This is a genomic window from Zhongshania guokunii (assembly GCF_040892635.1).
Taxonomy (GTDB): domain Bacteria; phylum Pseudomonadota; class Gammaproteobacteria; order Pseudomonadales; family Spongiibacteraceae; genus Spongiibacter; species Spongiibacter guokunii.
Genome location: NZ_JBFRYA010000002.1, coordinates 66,025 through 83,016 on the forward strand (window position 1 = coordinate 66,025; position 16,992 = coordinate 83,016).

General features: G+C 51.5%; 13 protein-coding genes. 3 read left to right on the plus strand and 10 right to left on the minus strand.

Features of this window, described 5'->3' with window-relative positions; genetic code table 11:
• Positions 1 to 173 precede the first annotated feature (173 nt).
• Positions 174 to 875 (minus strand): BamJ family beta-barrel-assembly machinery protein, encoded by a 702-nt coding sequence (gene bamJ / locus AB4876_RS02940; protein ID WP_368380154.1) that lies wholly within the window; start codon positions 873 to 875, stop codon positions 174 to 176.
• Between the two features lie 206 nt (positions 876 to 1,081).
• On the opposite strand from bamJ, the gene AB4876_RS02945 reads away from it, so the two are divergent.
• A complete protein-coding gene (locus tag AB4876_RS02945; RefSeq protein ID WP_368380155.1) occupies positions 1,082 to 1,816 on the plus strand; it encodes a hypothetical protein in 735 nt (244 codons plus the stop codon).
• Here AB4876_RS02945 and AB4876_RS02950 read toward each other — a convergent pair.
• Entirely contained in the window at positions 1,813 to 2,337 is a 525-nt protein-coding gene (locus tag AB4876_RS02950; protein WP_368380156.1) for a TIGR02444 family protein, read from the minus strand. The two genes, AB4876_RS02945 and AB4876_RS02950, sit on opposite strands and share 4 nt — an antisense overlap.
• Before the next feature lie 33 nt (positions 2,338 to 2,370).
• On the opposite strand from AB4876_RS02950, the gene AB4876_RS02955 reads away from it, so the two are divergent.
• Positions 2,371 to 4,254 (plus strand): ATP-binding cassette domain-containing protein, encoded by a 1,884-nt coding sequence (locus tag AB4876_RS02955; RefSeq protein WP_368380157.1) that lies wholly within the window; start codon positions 2,371 to 2,373, stop codon positions 4,252 to 4,254.
• Positions 4,255 to 4,406: 152 nt separating this feature from the next.
• Positions 4,407 to 5,093 (plus strand): hypothetical protein, encoded by a 687-nt coding sequence (locus AB4876_RS02960; protein ID WP_368380158.1) that lies wholly within the window; start codon positions 4,407 to 4,409, stop codon positions 5,091 to 5,093.
• Positions 5,094 to 5,159: 66 nt separating this feature from the next.
• On the opposite strand, the gene AB4876_RS02965 is transcribed toward AB4876_RS02960, so the two are convergent.
• The 8 genes from AB4876_RS02965 to tkt form a co-directional block, all read right to left on the minus strand.
• Positions 5,160 to 7,364, minus strand: a complete 2,205-nt coding sequence (locus tag AB4876_RS02965; RefSeq protein ID WP_368380159.1) for an ATP-binding protein — start codon at positions 7,362 to 7,364, stop codon at positions 5,160 to 5,162.
• Positions 7,365 to 8,486 carry an FIST signal transduction protein gene (locus AB4876_RS02970; RefSeq protein WP_368380160.1) on the minus strand — a complete coding sequence of 374 codons (1,122 nt, stop codon included), beginning with the start codon at positions 8,484 to 8,486 and terminating at the stop codon, positions 7,365 to 7,367. It abuts the gene before it with no gap.
• Between the two features lie 171 nt (positions 8,487 to 8,657).
• On the minus strand, positions 8,658 to 10,748 hold the full coding sequence (locus AB4876_RS02975) for a PKD domain-containing protein (RefSeq protein ID WP_368380161.1): 2,091 nt from the start codon (positions 10,746 to 10,748) through the stop codon (positions 8,658 to 8,660).
• A gap of 158 nt (positions 10,749 to 10,906) precedes the next feature.
• Positions 10,907 to 11,302 (minus strand): hypothetical protein, encoded by a 396-nt coding sequence (locus AB4876_RS02980; RefSeq protein ID WP_368380162.1) that lies wholly within the window; start codon positions 11,300 to 11,302, stop codon positions 10,907 to 10,909.
• Between the two features lie 208 nt (positions 11,303 to 11,510).
• On the minus strand, positions 11,511 to 12,575 hold the full coding sequence (gene fba, locus AB4876_RS02985; RefSeq protein ID WP_368380163.1) for a class II fructose-bisphosphate aldolase: 1,065 nt from the start codon (positions 12,573 to 12,575) through the stop codon (positions 11,511 to 11,513).
• Positions 12,576 to 12,677: 102 nt separating this feature from the next.
• On the minus strand, positions 12,678 to 13,841 hold the full coding sequence (locus tag AB4876_RS02990) for a phosphoglycerate kinase (RefSeq protein ID WP_368380164.1): 1,164 nt from the start codon (positions 13,839 to 13,841) through the stop codon (positions 12,678 to 12,680).
• A gap of 114 nt (positions 13,842 to 13,955) precedes the next feature.
• Entirely contained in the window at positions 13,956 to 14,957 is a 1,002-nt protein-coding gene (locus AB4876_RS02995; RefSeq protein WP_368380165.1) for a type I glyceraldehyde-3-phosphate dehydrogenase, read from the minus strand.
• Entirely contained in the window at positions 14,957 to 16,954 is a 1,998-nt protein-coding gene (gene tkt, locus AB4876_RS03000) for a transketolase (RefSeq protein WP_368380166.1), read from the minus strand. The genes AB4876_RS02995 and tkt overlap by 1 nt, the downstream gene beginning before the upstream one ends.
• Between the last annotated feature and the right edge of the window lie 38 nt (positions 16,955 to 16,992).

Sequence of the window (16,992 nt, forward strand, 5' to 3'; positions counted from 1 at the left end):
TGCAAACAAGGATGTTCTGCACCACCGGCCTTCGGGCCGGTTTTTATTTGTAGCCCACCAAGCTTGTCACTCGGCTAATCCACCTCAAGAGCAAATTTCACGCTCCAATACACATCAAACAAGCATAAAAAAGCCCCGACCTGCGGGGCTTTTTTATCAAACTCGCTAACGACTTACTCTGCGCCAGCGATGCTGATCAACTCAACATCAAATACCAGTGCGGCATTTGGGCCAATCATTTGGCCAGCACCACCCGCGCCATAAGCAAGGGCTGGTGGTATAAACAACTTCCATTTAGAACCCACCGGCATCAGTTGCAATGCTTCGGTCCAACCTGGAATAACGCCACCAACGGGGAAGCTCACTGTTTCGCCGCGCTGATAAGAGCTGTCGAACACCGTGCCGTCTAACAGGGTGCCGTGATAATGCACTTCTACTGTATCGTCAGCAGTTGGCTTATCGCCTTTGCCTTCAACCAGTACTTGATACTGCAATCCGCTGTCTGTGGTAGTTACACCTTCAACGCTAGCATTTTTCGCAAAAAAGGCCTCAGCCTCAGCCTGGTTCTTGCCACCAGCCGCTTGCGCTTCTTCCTGGCGCTCAGCCAACTGCTTCTGCTGGTAGGCTTGCAGGGTGCTCATGATTTCTTCTTCTGTCATCTGCATTTCACCACCAGCAAGCGCATCGCGCACACCGGCACTAAAGGCATCTACATCTAAGGGTAGGTCGTCGCCAAAACGGGCACCGATATTTGCGCCAATACCATAGCTGACCTTTCCGATCTCGGAATCTAAATTGGCTTTTGACGATGTATCGCCACTACAAGCCGTTAGCAGACCACTCATTACCACCGCACACACCAGTGTCTTATTCATGTAACTACCTTAATTTTATGGATAAAAGAACCGTCGTGGATTCGACATGTGTTATCAGACCATAGTCTGCCACAAGCGTTCCAACAGACACAGAGGCAATATCAATAAATACCGCGGGTTAGATCAACACTTCAGTGATAGATTCTCTACCGCAAGTTTGTATAATGCTAATTGATGTTTTTTTAACCATTCACAGGGTTAAACTCATGACCAGCAACAATAAAAACAAAGGCGAATCGGCTAACAGCCCGCTCGAAACACTGCATCACCTGCAATCTGAGCTATTCACGCTCAGAGAAAAGCACATTAACGTCTTAGAAAAAGCACTTATTATCATCGAAAAAGAGGAAACAACGCTAAAAACACAGCTAGATAAAGCCCGCGTGCAACTTAAACTCTACCAAGAGCGCTTAAAAGACCCTAAAAATGCCAAACCCAGCGTCCAAGGTCGTATCAAAACCAGCGTAGCCAGCCTCCAGCGTAATATTGAAAGTGATCAGGCACAATTAGCTCTGCTGCGCGGAAAAATTATTGAACAACGCCTGCAGCTGCGCAAAGAAAAAGCCGTATTAAAGGCGATGCTCGACACCGACAAGTCACTGGGCAAACCGCTAAGCAAGGCGAACGGGAGCGCTAAAACCAGCGCAGCAAAGAAAACGGCGGTTAAAACCACACCACCGGCTGCAGCCAAAGCCCCAGCCAACCCCGCAAGTAAAACTGCGCCCAAGGTACATCCCGAAGCCGCGCCGAAAACTACTGCGAAGCCCAAGGCCACCAGCGCCGCCCAGAGCGTCAAACCCGAAGCCCCGCCGGCGCTAGCAAGCAACCCTGCACCTGCTGACCTACCTCGCCCCAAGCGCCGCGTGCGCCGTATGAGCGACATCCCCAGTCACCCCGACAAACAAGCCGATCGCTTGGCTAGCTTATTCGACGACTTCTAAATCGCGGCGGCGGCCAATGCCGCCGCCAACTCGTTAAGATCCGTCATCAAGCTAACGCGCTCTCGGCCAGTGTACACGCGGGCGTAGGCTTGCAGATTAAATTCATAATCGTCTATACCGTCAGCTTTAACATTGCTGGGCATAACACTGAGCAGGCGCGCGATTGCATCAATTTGTAGGCGCTCCGCGGCCAGCTCGGCATTTTTTAGTGCCTGATATAGGAATTTTCGCTTCGGCCCCGCTGCTTTAACACGCAGCGCGCGCAGCGGCAAAACGTAGTTTTCACGCAGATCAGCCGACTCTGCAACCAATTCATCAACCTGCGCATTGCTCCAACAGCGCTGGGCGCAAGCCCAATATCCTGCGGCCAATAACAAATTCACATCCAGATCGTAACGATCTTGTAAGTGTAAACACTGGGCTTGAATCGCCGGTTGCGAGTACACTGCCAGCGCATAATCCCAAAGCGAGTAGTCACGTAAGGCTTCTCGGGGACGATCATCGACAAATTTTTCATCCATTAGCTGATACTCACGCTATAATCGCGGCCCATCATGATAGAACTCCTAAATCTCAGCTTACAACGCGGCGGCAAACCATTGCTAGAGGCCGTCGATCTGCGGGTCAATCCCGGCGAACACATTGCGCTGGTTGGCGCCAATGGCAGTGGCAAATCCAGCCTCTTTCAGCTGTTGTGCGGTAAATTAGTTGCCGACAGTGGCGAACTGCGTCTGCCCAGCAACTGGCAAATTGCCCAAATGCGCCAAGAGGTCGACGCCAGCGATCAAGCCGCCATAGAGTACGTTATAGACGGCCATCACCGTTTTCGCGACATCGAGGCAGCCATTGCCAACTGCCGCGACGACCACCAACTGGCGGAACTCCACGGTGAACTCGACCTAATTAACGCCTACCAGATTCGCAGCGACGCCGAGCGCCTACTCACCGGCCTCGGCTTTAAACTCGAGGAACTCGAAAAGCCGGTAAACGACTTTTCCGGTGGCTGGCGAATTCGTCTTAATTTAGCCCAAGCGCTAATGTGTCCTTCAGACCTTATGCTGCTGGATGAGCCAACCAATCACTTGGATCTCGACGCCAGCCTGTGGCTTGAGCAATGGTTACATCGTTACGAAGGCACCCTGCTGCTAATCTCCCACGACCGCGACTTTATCGATGCCTGCTGCGACCACGTTGTGCACCTTGAGCGCGAAACGCTGACTCGTTATCGCGGCAACTACTCCGCATTTGAGCGCCAGCGCGGCGAACGCATGGCTCAGCAACAGCAAGCCTTTGAAAAACAACAAGTGGTGCGCGCTCACATGGAAGACTTTGTGCGCCGTTTCCGCGCCAAAGCCACCAAAGCCAAACAGGCGCAGAGCCGGCTTAAAGCCCTAGAACGCATGGCCGAAATTGCACCGGCTCATATCGACTCGCCGTTTCGCTTTAAGTTTTATGAGCCGTCACAGTTCTCTGACCCACTGCTAAGCCTGTCGCAGGCTGACCTTGGCTACAACAGCGCGATTGTAAAAAAACTGAACCTGAGTATTCACCCCAATACCCGGCTGGGCTTACTTGGCGCCAATGGCGCGGGTAAATCAACCCTCATGAAAACCTTGGCGGGCAGCCTGCAACCCCTGCACGGCCAGCGCCAGCAGGGCGAACACCTGTATATGGGCTATTTCAACCAGCATCAGCTAGAATCTTTGGACTTAAGCGCCAGCCCCATACTCCAGTTGCAGCGCCTGCGCCCGACAGCCCGCGAACAGGAAATTCGCAATTTCATCGGTGGCTTCAATTTTCACGGCAGCCACGCCGAACAGAGTTGCGAAAACTTCTCTGGCGGTGAAAAAGCCCGTCTGGCGCTGGCACTCATTGTTTGGCAGAAACCAAACCTGTTACTACTCGATGAGCCCACCAACCACCTTGATTTAGAAATGTGTCACGCCCTCACCACGGCGTTGCAAAATTTTGAAGGCGCGGTGATTTTGGTGTCCCACGACCGTCACCTGCTGCGCAACACGGTGGATGAATTTTTGCTGGTCGACAGCGGCAAAGCCGAACCCTTTGACGGCAGCTTAGAAGACTACCGCCACTGGCTGCTCAATCGCGATAAAAGTGCACCAGCAAGCACCGCCGACACCAGTGCGCCCTTAGTCGACAAAAAGCAGGCCCGCCAAGACGCCGCAGCCCGCCGCGCCCAACTCGCGCCGCTAACCTCAAAAATCAAAAAGCTCGAGCAAACCATGCACAAGCTTGGCGAGCAAATGGCGGTCATCGAACAGCAACTTGCCGATGTTAGCCTTTACGACGACGCGAATAAAAATAAGCTGAAGCAAATACTGGCTGAACAAAGCCAGCTGAGCGCAAAAAATGACGACGCCGAAGAGCAGTGGCTAACATTACAGGAAGAGTTAGAACTACTAGAAGCTGGGGCCTAAGCCCCAGTTTACACCCACCTCAATAAGTAGCCCACAGCCACCCAACCAGATAGCGGATCAAGTCCGGTATGACAGCTTCTTTATTGTTCTATCGCTGGCTTATAATTTCCCAAGAAACTATCATGAATACATATACTCATAAGGATAAAACAATGCTTCCACGTTCTCATTTAGCCGGCGCTTGGTCTGGCCCGATATTTATTTTATTACTTGGAGTGGGTGCAGCACTATTTGCGAATTTTATTCCTGCGCATAAGCCTAGCGCCTCTGCTGACGAGATCGTGTTGATTTATCAAAGTAATTTAACGGGTATTCGAGTGGGCATGGTGCTGATGATGCTTGCATCAGCGTTTTATATTGCGTGGAGCGTTAGCTTATCCGCAGCAATTAAAACATTTGAAGGGAACAATGGTTTTTTTGCTCCTGCACAAATGCTGGGCGGCACGATTGGCAGTTTGTTTTTTCTATTCCCAGCATTTTTCTTTGAGTTTGCGGCATTTAGGCCCGAACGCGACCCCAATTTAATTTTATTATTAAATGATATTGGCTGGTTGCTGCTGATTACGCCTGCGCCACCGTTTTTAATACAAGCGCTTAGCTTGGGTACTGCTATTTTAACGGGCAACAACACTCAGGCAATTCTGCCGCGCTGGACAGGCTTTTTAACCTTATGGGTAGCGGTATTGGTGGTTCCCGCCTTGCTGCCATTCTTCTTTAAAACTGGGGTATTCGCTTGGAATGGTTTATTCCCATTTTGGCTACCACTTGCTATTTTTGCGGTGTGGATTTCGGTGATGTCGTGGTTTTTGCTTGCCGCAGCTAAGCGTCAAGAACATTGATCTAATTGACACCAACTAGGGGCGCCCCGCACTTGGTGTCAAATTAAGCTTACCACTTGAACTAACTCAGGACTGATATTTACTGATCATTTCAACCAACTGATCTTTTCTAAACGGCTTTAGTAAATAGTCATTCATACCCGCCACGAGGCAGCGCTCGCGATCACTCGCCAGTGCATTGGCGGTCATGGCAATTATTGGTAGCGCCTGCAATGCCGGATTTAGACGAATATTTTCAGTCGCGACAATACCGTCCATTTCGGGCATTTGCATATCCATAAATACCATATCGAATTGCAGCTCTTTCAAGCAGGCCAAGGCTTCTAAACCGTTGGCAGCAATAGTAGTTTTACAACCTAGGCTCTCTAGCATGGTATTGATAACGTATTGGTTTACCTGATTGTCTTCCACCAGCAATACCGTTACATCAAAATCAACTGCCGGTGCATTTTCTACAGCAGATTCAATGGCGCGATACTCCTGAGCTTCGGCCCATTGCAGGGGCAGCCGCGCGCTAAATTGGGAGCCTTGGCCAAGCTCACTTTCAACGCTAATACTGCCGCCCATCAACTCGGCCAATTGCCGGCTTATCGTTAAGCCTAAGCCGCTGCCGCCGTAGCGGCGGGTCGTCGTACTATCGGCTTGAGTAAATTTTTCAAATACTTTGTCGATGTGCTCTGGAGTCATGCCCACGCCAGAGTCTTGCACCACAAAACGAATTGGCCCACCCTTCTCGCCGTCGCAATACAGCGACAAGTTTACAAATCCCGCACTGGTAAATTTTAAAGCGTTGCTTAACAAGTTATTCAATATTTGCTTTAAACGCGCTTCATCACCATTAACGTGGCTTGGCACATGGCTATCACAATAGGCGGTGAGCTCTACACCTTTCTCATCGGCCAGCGCCTGAAAAGTATCTACTGTGTCGCGGATGCAAGTATTTAAGTCGAACACCTTGCACTCCAGTTCAAGCTTGCCAGCTTCTATTCTGGAGAAATCGAGAATATCACTAATCACCGCCAGCAATGCTTGGGAGGAACGCTGCATGGTGTCGAGACGCTGGCGCTGCAAATTGTCAGCGGGAGACTCTCGCAAAATTTCCACCAAACTCATAATACCGTTTAGCGGCGTGCGAATTTCATGGCTCATCGTTGCCAAAAATTCGGATTTTGCCAAATTTGCGCTCACGGATTCAGCGTGGGCATTGCTTAACGATTGCTGATTCTGTTCCCTCTCAATTTCTCCGCCCAGCCAGTGCGCAGCCAACTGCATTAAGTTTTTGTGAATATCCGTAAACCGCGACACCTTCGAGGACGTATGGCAAACCGTGCCATACAGCTCGCCCTGCACGTATATCGCCGCGCCAATATAGCTCTCTACGCCCATATGCTTACGGGCGGGATGCTCTGCAAATCCCGCCTTGCTTAAATCAGGAATCATCCGCACCCGATTGCCTGAGTCTACACAGCTTGCACAAAGCGTATTATCAAATTTACTGAGGGTGCCGGGCACCATTTTCGAGGCCATACCCGCAGTAAACAAAACCTTGATTGACTCACCCTCAAGTACATTGATTCGTCCAAAGTCGGTGCCAATAATATTATTGAGCAAGCTCAGTAATTGACCACACTTTTGCTCAAGATTTAAATTAATTTGCCCAGATAAGCGGCCTAATGTCTCTAGTGCCGCCTCATATTCAACCTGGTCATTGATGTCTACCAAGGTACCCGCCATACGCAGCGGCACGCCGCCGCCATCACGCTCAATAACCTTGCCCCGCATTATCACCCAACTGGGCTCGCCAGTTGGCTTGCGGATATTCACACGGGTTTCAAACAAACTGTCGTAACGTCGAATATGACTAAACATGCGCTTTTCGAGGGATTTAAAATCGTCCTCAAGGATGTTGGCCAACATAAACTCGGCCACACTTAGCGAACAGCTTGCTGGATAGTCAATAATGGTTTTGAAGCCCGTGTTACAGTCGATCACAGCTTGGGGTATTTGCCACTCCCACAAGCCAATATCCGCGCTATCTACGGCATATTCATAAAATTCTCTGAGCCTGACCGTTTCGGCTCGCAGAGCCTCGTTACTTGCTCCCGGTTCAGCCGACATCACGGAAAGCGAGCGCTGGCTGCGCTCAACCACTGAGTCGTAGTCGGCGTAGGCCGCGCCTACCAGTTCCAGCAACTTTTCAACGTCAACGGTTTCGCCGGTACTTGCAGCCCTTAATTGCCGCTGTAATAAACGGTGCCTAGACATGGCCATCTAGTCTTCCCAAATAGTGGTAATGGTCATGGTTTGGTTGTGCAACTGACAATTTCCGGTAAAGCCGTGGGGAGCAATCTCGCCATAGGAATAGAAACCCGCCATTTTTGTCGCTGAGGGCAGCACATCCTTCACTGCTTCAACTTCGTCGGCCACCATTTGCCCCATTAGTAGCTTTCGGCCAATACAGCTTACCAATAGCGCCAAGACTTCGTTATTGCTCGGGCCAACCTCCGCTTGCTCGGCCGACAGCTCAGCACCACGGGCGAGCTGTGCGAAGCTAGCACTCATTAACTGGGCGCTATAGCCCTCTGGGACATCGCCGGCAAAAATCAGGCTTTTATTTTCTTCGTCTACGCCGATAATCGTGCGCACAATATCTTGATTATCTTGGCCTGGCGCGCGAATAGCCAAAGGATAAAGCAGCGCGCTACTAGGTAAATTATCTGCTTCAGCGCCGAGGTAATTTTTGTACAAATCTAATGCAGGGGTACCATCTAGCTCATACAACACGCTACCTTCCGAGCGACTAATCTGGCGAGGCGGGCCAAACACCTGCCAACCGCCCATACTGCCACTACTGCAATGCACACCGCTGCCATACACGCCCAAAGCCAGCACTTGCAAGGTTTGGGGTGAATTATCTAGGCCAACATAGGTCTCGCCAAAATCAGGTCCGTCACCGGCTAGCCCGCCGGTTAAGAGCACGCTACTCGGCAGTACGCCGGTAAAACCCCGCACCAATTCGCTGCCGTTAACATTTAGGCCATCAGATAGAACAAACACCAGTTTCAGCTCTTCGCCAAGTAATTCGGTGGCCAACTGGGCGCCGATATTATGGTCCTCGCCAGGCGTTACTGGCGCACTAACAATGACGAATTTAGCCTGTTCAAAAGTCACCGCCACGCCAGAAATACTGTCGTCAAATACCTCGGCATCGCAAATTTCGCCACCGCTTGAGCAACCTATTTGCCGCGCATGGGGGTAGCGCTCGCGCAAGATGGCCGCGACATTTTGACCGCGCACCAATGCAGCTCCAGCAAAATAAATCACCAGCGCAGCATCTACCATTGCGCTGTCTGTAGCCCAGCCGCCTCGCCACGAAAACAATTCTGACTTCACAATTTAGCCTCTTGGAAGGAAGATATTCATGACTCCATCTTAAGCCACCACCCTATATGACTGTATACGGTAAAACCCATAACGACAAATTAGGCAGTAAATTAAACACTAGGGTAAACAGACATAAAAAAAGGAGCCGAAGCTCCTTTTAAAACGCGTTTAAAACTCCATTTACATTCCGAGACCAGGCGATGCCGGAATCGAGTCTGTCGCCAAGGTTGAACTGCAGGTTTGATCGGATTCTAACAAGACCTGCTGAAATGGCAGACAGGCCTCGCCAGTATCCGTGGCGAAAGGCCAGCACAGCTCATCAGGTGCAGAGTCTGGGCTACACGCGGCCACATTATTTTCGCTCAAAAACTGCGCGAGGCATGAATCCTTCTCTTCCGAGGTAATGCAATCTACCACCTCAGTTGAAAGACCTAGAGCGAAAGGATCACAGAGCTGACTACCATTGTCACCCAAATACGTTTGGCACTGCTCAAAAAGCGCACCTTGCAGAAATGCCGCACAGGCGTCGGTATCTGTAGCGCAATCTTCCAACACAGCTAACTCCGCGCTATTCGCGATATCATCGACAAAGTTAGCGCACTGAGCTGCTACGCCTTCGTTAACTAAGCTTGCGCAGAAATCATTACCGCAGCTTTGCAGATCGAAGCTCTCACTTCCTGGCTCGCAAACACTAAAAGGCGCGGGCTTTGGCGTGACCGTAATAGTGACACCAGCGCTATCGCTTAAGCTGCCATCGCTAAGACCAAGAGTGAAGTTCAGCTCGGTAACTTCTTCGACTTCTGGCGCGGTAAAACTGGGCTGCACTGCATTTACATCACTCAATGTAACTGTTGGGCCGCTGTCTTGGCTCCAGCTATAGCTCAACTCATCGCTGGCATCAGGATCGCTACTCCCGCTTCCATCGAGGTTTACCACACTGCCTGATTCGACATTTTGATCTGCACCGGCATCCGCCACGGGTGGCTGATTGCTATCCTCACCACCGGTCTCAGTGTCCACTTGCACCAGTACCGATACCAAGGCGCTATCAGTAGCACCCTTGTCGTCGGTCACGGTGAGTTTAAACTGTAGGGTAATACTTTCGGCTGGACTTGGCGCAACAAAGCTCGCCACGGCTTGTCCGCCATTGATTATACCCACGGCCTCACCGTCGCCTACTTGCAGCCAGTTATAACTAATTTCACCATCGGCATCACTGCTGGCGCTACCATCTAATGTGACTGTCGCCGCAGGGCTCACAATTTGATTGTCACCAGCGACTGCAAGCGGCTTTTGGTTTACAGGCTTGCTGTCGTTGTCTTGCACGAGCACATTAACAATATCACTACCCTGCGCGCCCTGATCATCGCTTACAGTAAAGCTGAAATACAGTATGGTATCGGCCGCCACCTCCGGCGCCACAAACTTAGCCCCGGCTTTGTCAGCATCAGTGATTTGTACCGCATTGTTTTTAGCGATGCCATTGCGGTCGGTGTGCTGCCACTGCATGCTCACTACGCCACCATCGCTATCGCCACCGGACCCACCCAGAATAACGGTGTCGCCTTCAATCACAATCTGGTCATTACCTGCCGAGGCAACCGGCAATTGGTTTAACGCTGCACCAGAGGCGACTGCCGCTTCGGTTTCACTAAGCTCATCGGTTGCGTCTGCGACGCTAACAATATCAGCCAGTCCACAGCTCGCCCAACCGCGGGCCTGCAACACCTCGCAAATAAACTTCACAGCCGGGCTGTCTTCACTAACAAACAAATCACTTACCGCAAACTGGATACTACTCGCGTAAGAGGCAACCAGCTGAGCGGCTTCTGGAGGAATCGCGATGCCATTGGCCGTGTTACGGTCAATGTCGAGGCTTTGTAAAAAGCGGGCGATATTAAGTATCGCGGGATATTTACCTAGTATCTCGTCAAAGCTCATGCCGGCACTGTAATCCGCCCGCACGCCGTCGACCAAATCGAGCAAAGTCATTATCTCCAGCGCACTGCCTGTACCTATACTCAGACCGGCAATACTAAAATTAACGGTTTCCCCTGCGCGATATGAAAAGCGACCATCAATATCCGTCGTGCTGCTCAGCGTTCCGGTTTTGGCAGTTATGCCCTTCACTGGGCTATCGATTAAACGACCGGAGCTTACTTCTGCTAAAGCTGCGGAAGTGTTGCTACTCCGATTAGATGAGGTATTAGTACCGCCGCAGGCGGCAATAAAAACAGCAACAAGCAATACTGCTGGGGTCAAAATCCGCATAAATAGTCCTTATTTATTGTAAAAATTCCCCCGACCACACTAGTGCGCGAAGAGGCGAGTTCATGCATTTAGCTGAATATTAGAAGAATAACCGAGTAGCGACTAACAAGGAACCGAGTCGGGGTGGGAAACCACCCCTCACTATCTTTAAAAAGGCATTAAACTTCTAAGCTGCGCCAGTCGACTTTAAGCTCTTGAGCCCAGGTTTTAATGACTTTATCGACCTGTGGCGCGCGGGTTTCGGTCACTTCGCCAGTTTTGGGGTTTTTAAAACTGCGTAGTGGTCGTGGCGCCATTTTTTTGCGGATCTTTTGGGGCGTATTTGTGCTGCTGTCTTTTTTTGCACTAGGCGCGTTTTTAACACCGGCTTTGCGGCCCCGCTTTTTAGCTGGCGGAGTATCGGCGGCTGGCGCGGCAGTTAGAATAGCCAATAAGTCATCTGCACTTTGTCCGTGCTTGGTCATCAGTGCTTGGAGTTCGGAGATAAATTTAAACTTTTGATCTATTGCTTTGTGCTCAGCTTGTAATTGCTTTTGCAGTTTTGCGATATCCATAAACACCTTTTCAATAATAATTAAAAACGATTTTTTAATGCATGTTCAAAATGAATATGCGAGCGGCCGCGATTTTAACATAAATAAAATAAGAATTTATGACGCGAAATCGGCAGAAAAAAGGTGCAGAAAAGATATGAGGATTGGGGGCGAGCGCGAAAAAACAAGCTTATATAGGGCCAGCTCAGTGGCTGGCCCTATATAAGTATTACTTTATCTTGGCGTTTAAACGGCCAGAATCGTATTCCATATACATGGCTTCGAGACTCATAGGTTTAATTTTAGAGGCATTACCGGCAGTGCCAAAAGCTTCATAACGGGCAATACAAATTGCCTTCATTTCTTTAATAGTTTCTTGCAAATATTTACGCGGATCAAACTCGCTAGGGTTCTTCGCCAAGAAACGACGAATAGCACCCGTAGACGCCAAGCGCAAATCGGTGTCGATATTCACTTTGCGTACGCCGTATTTAATACCTTCGGCAATTTGCTCTACTGGCACGCCGTAGGTCTCGGGAATTTCACCGCCAAACTCATTGATAATGGCCAGCCAATCTTGGGGCACACTGGAGCTACCGTGCATAACCAAATGGGTATCTGGAATACGGGCGTGAATCGCTTTAATCCGATCAATCGCCAAAATATCGCCTGTAGGCGGACGGGTAAATTTGTACGCGCCGTGGCTGGTACCACAGGCAATAGCCAACGCATCAACACCCGTTTTAGCAACAAAATCGGCCGCTTCTTCTGGATCGGTTAGCATCTGGTCGTGAGACAATATACCTTCGGCGCCAACACCGTCTTCTTCGCCAGCTTGGCCTGTTTCAAGTGAACCCAAGCAACCCAATTCGCCTTCAACCGACACGCCGCAGGCATGGGCCATTTCAACAACACGGCGGGTAACGTCGACGTTGTAATCGTAATCCGCTGGGGTTTTGCCGTCTTCCAGCAGCGAGCCATCCATCATTACCGAACTAAAACCCAGCTGCATAGAGCGCTGACAAATAGCGGGGCTGGTGCCGTGATCCTGATGCATAACCACCGGAATCTCTGGAAACTCTTCAATCGCGGCCAAAATCATGTGCCGCAAAAACGGCGCACCCGCGTATTTGCGGGCACCCGCAGAGGCCTGCATGATGACCGGACTATTGGTTTCACGCGCCGCTTCCATAATAGCGCGGGTTTGCTCTAAGTTATTTACATTAAATGCGGGAACGCCATAACCGTATTCGGCAGCGTGGTCCAGCATTTGGCGTAGACTGATAAGTGCCATGGTGATTTCCTTTTAAATTTCAATTTGTATGCTAGATGCTGGACGGAAGACGGGAGATGCCAAACAAAAAAAGCGTCTTCCGTCTCCCGTCCAGCGTCTCCCTTAAGCTTTTGCGCGCTCTTCTAGAATTGCTACTGCTGGCAATACCTTGCCTTCTACGTATTCCAAAAAGGCGCCGCCGCCGGTGGAGATGTAGGAAACTTGCTCGGCAATGCCATATTTATCAACAGCGGCAAGGGTATCACCACCACCCGCTATGGAAAATGCCGGAGACTCGGCAATGGCCTTGGCAATGGCTTCGGTGCCGCCACCAAATTGGTCAAATTCAAATACGCCAACGGGGCCGTTCCAAATAATGGTGCCAGCTTGCTTCAGTATTTCAGCTAACTGTGCAGCGGAATCTGGGCCAATATCAAAAATCATATCGTCGTCGCCAACATTTTCAACCGCTTGCAAAATGGCGGGCTCGCTCTCGCCAAATTGCCTGCCGGTAACAACATCGCTTGGCAGCGGAATACTGCATTTTTCCATCAGGGCCTTAGCCTTGGGGATCAAATCGTCTTCGCACAGTGATTTTCCGACGTTATGGCCTGCCGCCGCCAAGAAGGTATTGGCGATGCCGCCGCCAACAATCAGCTGGTCAACTTTGTCCGACAGGGTTTCGAGCACGGTGAGTTTGGTAGACACTTTAGAGCCGCCAACAATGGCCACGAAGGGCCGCGCGGGATTGGCCAGTGCACGTTCTAGGTTTTCTAATTCACTGGCCAGCAGTGGGCCAGCGCAGGCGATAGGTGCAAATTTAGCGACGCCGTGAGTTGACGCTTGGGCGCGGTGAGCGGTGCCAAAGGCATCCATCACAAACACATCGCAAAGCGCCGCATAGGCCTTGGCTAAAGACTCTTCGTCTTTTTTCTCGCCCTTGTTAAAGCGCACGTTTTCCAGCAAGGCCAGTTGCCCGTTAGCCAAGGTCACCCCGCTTTGCCAATCTTGGAGCAGCGCAACCTCTTGACCAAGCGCTTCGCTTAAATAGTCGGCAACCGGTTTTAAAGAGTACTGTTCTTCAAATTCGCCTTCAGACGGGCGACCAAGATGCGACATCACAATGACCTGAGCACCCGCCGCCAAAGCCAATTTTAAAGTTGGCAACGCCGCGCGCAAACGCGCATCAGAACTCACCACACCATCCTTGATTGGCACATTAAGATCTTCACGAATCAGTACTCGCTTACCACCGAGATCGACATCGCTCATTTTAATGACTTTCATCTTTTATTCCCTGCTCGTTTCGCCACGACCCACGCGGGCCTTACCAATGTTTAAATCATTACTTTGAAGTTTGTGCCTTGCAAGCTGAGCAAGCTAGATGCTCTATCTGCGCACTTACTTCAGCCAGTGCGCCACCACATCTAACATGCGGTTGGCGTAGCCCCATTCGTTGTCAAACCAACTAAATATGCTCACCAGATCGCCCACCACCCGCGTTTGGCCAGCATCAACTATCGCCGAGCGCGGGTCGTGGTTAAAATCACAAGACGCCAAGGGCTCGTCGCTGTAACCCAGAATTCCCGCTAATCGACCATTGGCCGCCATGCGCAATGCCGCGTTAACATCGTCGGCAGTTACAGAAGCCTCTAAACTAACCGTCATTTCCATGGCCGACACATTGTGGGTAGGAATACGCACTGCCCGCGCCGCAAAGCAGCCATCTAACTCAGGAATAATGCGGCCGATACCCGCTGCCAAACCGGTGTCTACCGGAATCATCGACAGCCCCGCCGCCCGAGTTTTACGCAAGTCGGTGTGGTGATAAGCATCCAGCACTGGCTGGTCGTTCATCGCCGAGTGAATGGTGGTTATGCACCCCGAGCGCACCCCAAAGGCCTTATTGAGCACGTCGATGACGGGCACAATGCCATTGGTAGTGCACGATGCATTGGACACGATACGCTGCTCAGGTTCCAACTCACTGTGATTCAGGCCATAAACAATGGTCGGCGTGCCGGGCTCGCCAGGCTGCGACAGCAGCACATGGCGAGCGCCCTGCACTATATGCGCCTCGAGATCGTCGTAGCGACTCACCACCCCCGAGCACTCCAGCACCACGTCTACATTGTGACGGGTCCAGTCGAGCTTGTTGATTTCTTCGTGGTGACTTACCGCAATGACGTCATCGTTCACCAATAAGCTGCCGTGACGGTACTCCACCTTGCCCATAAAGCGGCCGTGGGTGCTGTCGTAGCGGGTGAGATGCGCAATCGTTGCGAGGTCGGCCGGTTCGTTAATGGCGACAATCTGCATGCTGTCACGCAGCGGTGATTCATATAGGGCGCGCAATACGCAGCGCCCTATGCGGCCGTACCCATTTATGGCCAGTCGTAGCATTAGGCTAAACAGTCCTCAACGGCTTCAACAACCGCGTCGGTGGTAATGCCAAAGTATTCAAACAGGGCTTCAGCTGGAGCGGACTCGCCAAAGCTGTCCATGCCAACAATACGACCATCCAAACCAACATATTTGTACCAGTAGTCGCGGTGCGCCGCTTCCACTGCCACCCTAGCTGGAATATGGCTGGGCAATACTGACTCGCGGTAATCGCCATCTTGGCTATCGAACACGTCGGTAGACGGCATCGACACTACGCGAATCTTTTTGCCTTTCGCGGCCAATGCTTGCTGGGCAGCCATGGCCAGTTTCACTTCAGAACCGGTGGCGATAATGATGGCATCCGCCTCGCCGTCGCAGTCGCTCAATACATAGGCGCCGCGGGCAACATTGGCTAGCTGTTCGGCGTCGCGTTGCTGGTGAGGCAAGGCTTGGCGGGTGAAGATCAAGGCACTTGGCCCGTCTGCGCGCTCAAGTGCCGCTTTCCACGCCACCGCAGATTCAACCATATCGCAGGGTCGCCACAGTGACATATTGGGGGTGCCGCGCAGACTGGCGATTTGCTCGATAGGCTGGTGGGTTGGGCCGTCTTCGCCCAAACCGATGGAGTCGTGGGTGTAAACGTGAATTACCCGCTGGCCCATAATGGCCGCCATACGTACCGCGTTGCGGGCGTATTCCATAAACACCAGGAAGGTAGCGCCGTAGTTGATGAAACCGCCGTGCAGTGCGATACCGTTCATCATTGCCGACATACCAAACTCGCGCACGCCGTAGTGCAGGTAGTTGCCGCTGGCGTCTTTGGCACTAATCGCCTTGGCGCCGCTCCACATTGTTAGGTTAGAACCGGCTAAATCGGCTGAGCCGCCCAATATTTCTGGCAGCATTGCGCCGTAGGCTTCAATACACAGCTGCGACGCCTTGCGGGTAGCCACCTCTTTGGCATCCGACTGGCACTGCGCAATAAAGGCATTGGCTTTTTCAGCAAAATCTGCGGGCAAATCACCCTTAACACGACGGCTAAGATCGGCAGCCAAATCAGGAAACTCGGCTGCGTACTTGGCAAAGGCGTCGTCCCAAGCTGCTTCTGCGGCCTTACCTTTTTCTTGGGCATTCCAGCCTTCGTAAATTTCTTCTGGAATTTCGAATGGGCCGTGGGCCCAGCCGAGGCTCTCGCGAGTCAGGGCAATCTCGGCATCACCCAGTGGCGCGCCGTGACACTCTTCCTTGCCCTGCTTGTTTGGTGAGCCTTTACCGATAACGGTTTTGCAGCAGATCAGTGTTGGCTTGCCAGTCTCTTCGCGAGCGGCTTCAATAGCGCGGGCAATCTCGGCGCTATTGTGGCCGTCAACATCGGCAATAACATGCCAGCCGTAGGCTTCAAAACGCGATGGGGTATCGTCGGTAAACCAACCTTCGACTTCGCCGTCGATAGAAATGCCGTTGTCGTCATAAAACGCCACTAACTTGCCTAGCCCTAAGGTGCCGGCCAGCGAACACACTTCGTGACTAATGCCTTCCATCATGCAGCCATCACCCATAAAGGTGTATGTGTAGTGATCGACAATATTGTGGCCGTCACGGTTAAACTGCGCCGCAAGTACTTTCTCGGCTACGGCCATGCCTACCGCATTCGCCAAACCTTGGCCTAAAGGACCAGTGGTGGTTTCAACACCTGGGGTGTAACCGTATTCTGGGTGACCTGGGGTACGACTGTGTAGCTGACGAAATTGCTGCAGATCGTCAATGCTCAGATCATAGCCGGTGAGGTGCAATAGCGAGTAAATCAACATCGAGCCATGGCCGTTGGACAACACAAAACGGTCGCGGTTGGCCCACTCAGGGTTATTGGGGTTGTGCTGTAAATAGTCGCGCCACAATACTTCGGCGATATCTGCCATACCCATTGGAGCACCGGGGTGGCCGGACTTGGCTTTTTGAACGGCGTCCATACTCAAGGCGCGAATGGCGTTGGCGAGATCACTACGTGAGGGCATCGGTGGCTCCTAGATCTGAGTGGTGACTTAAGTTTTAA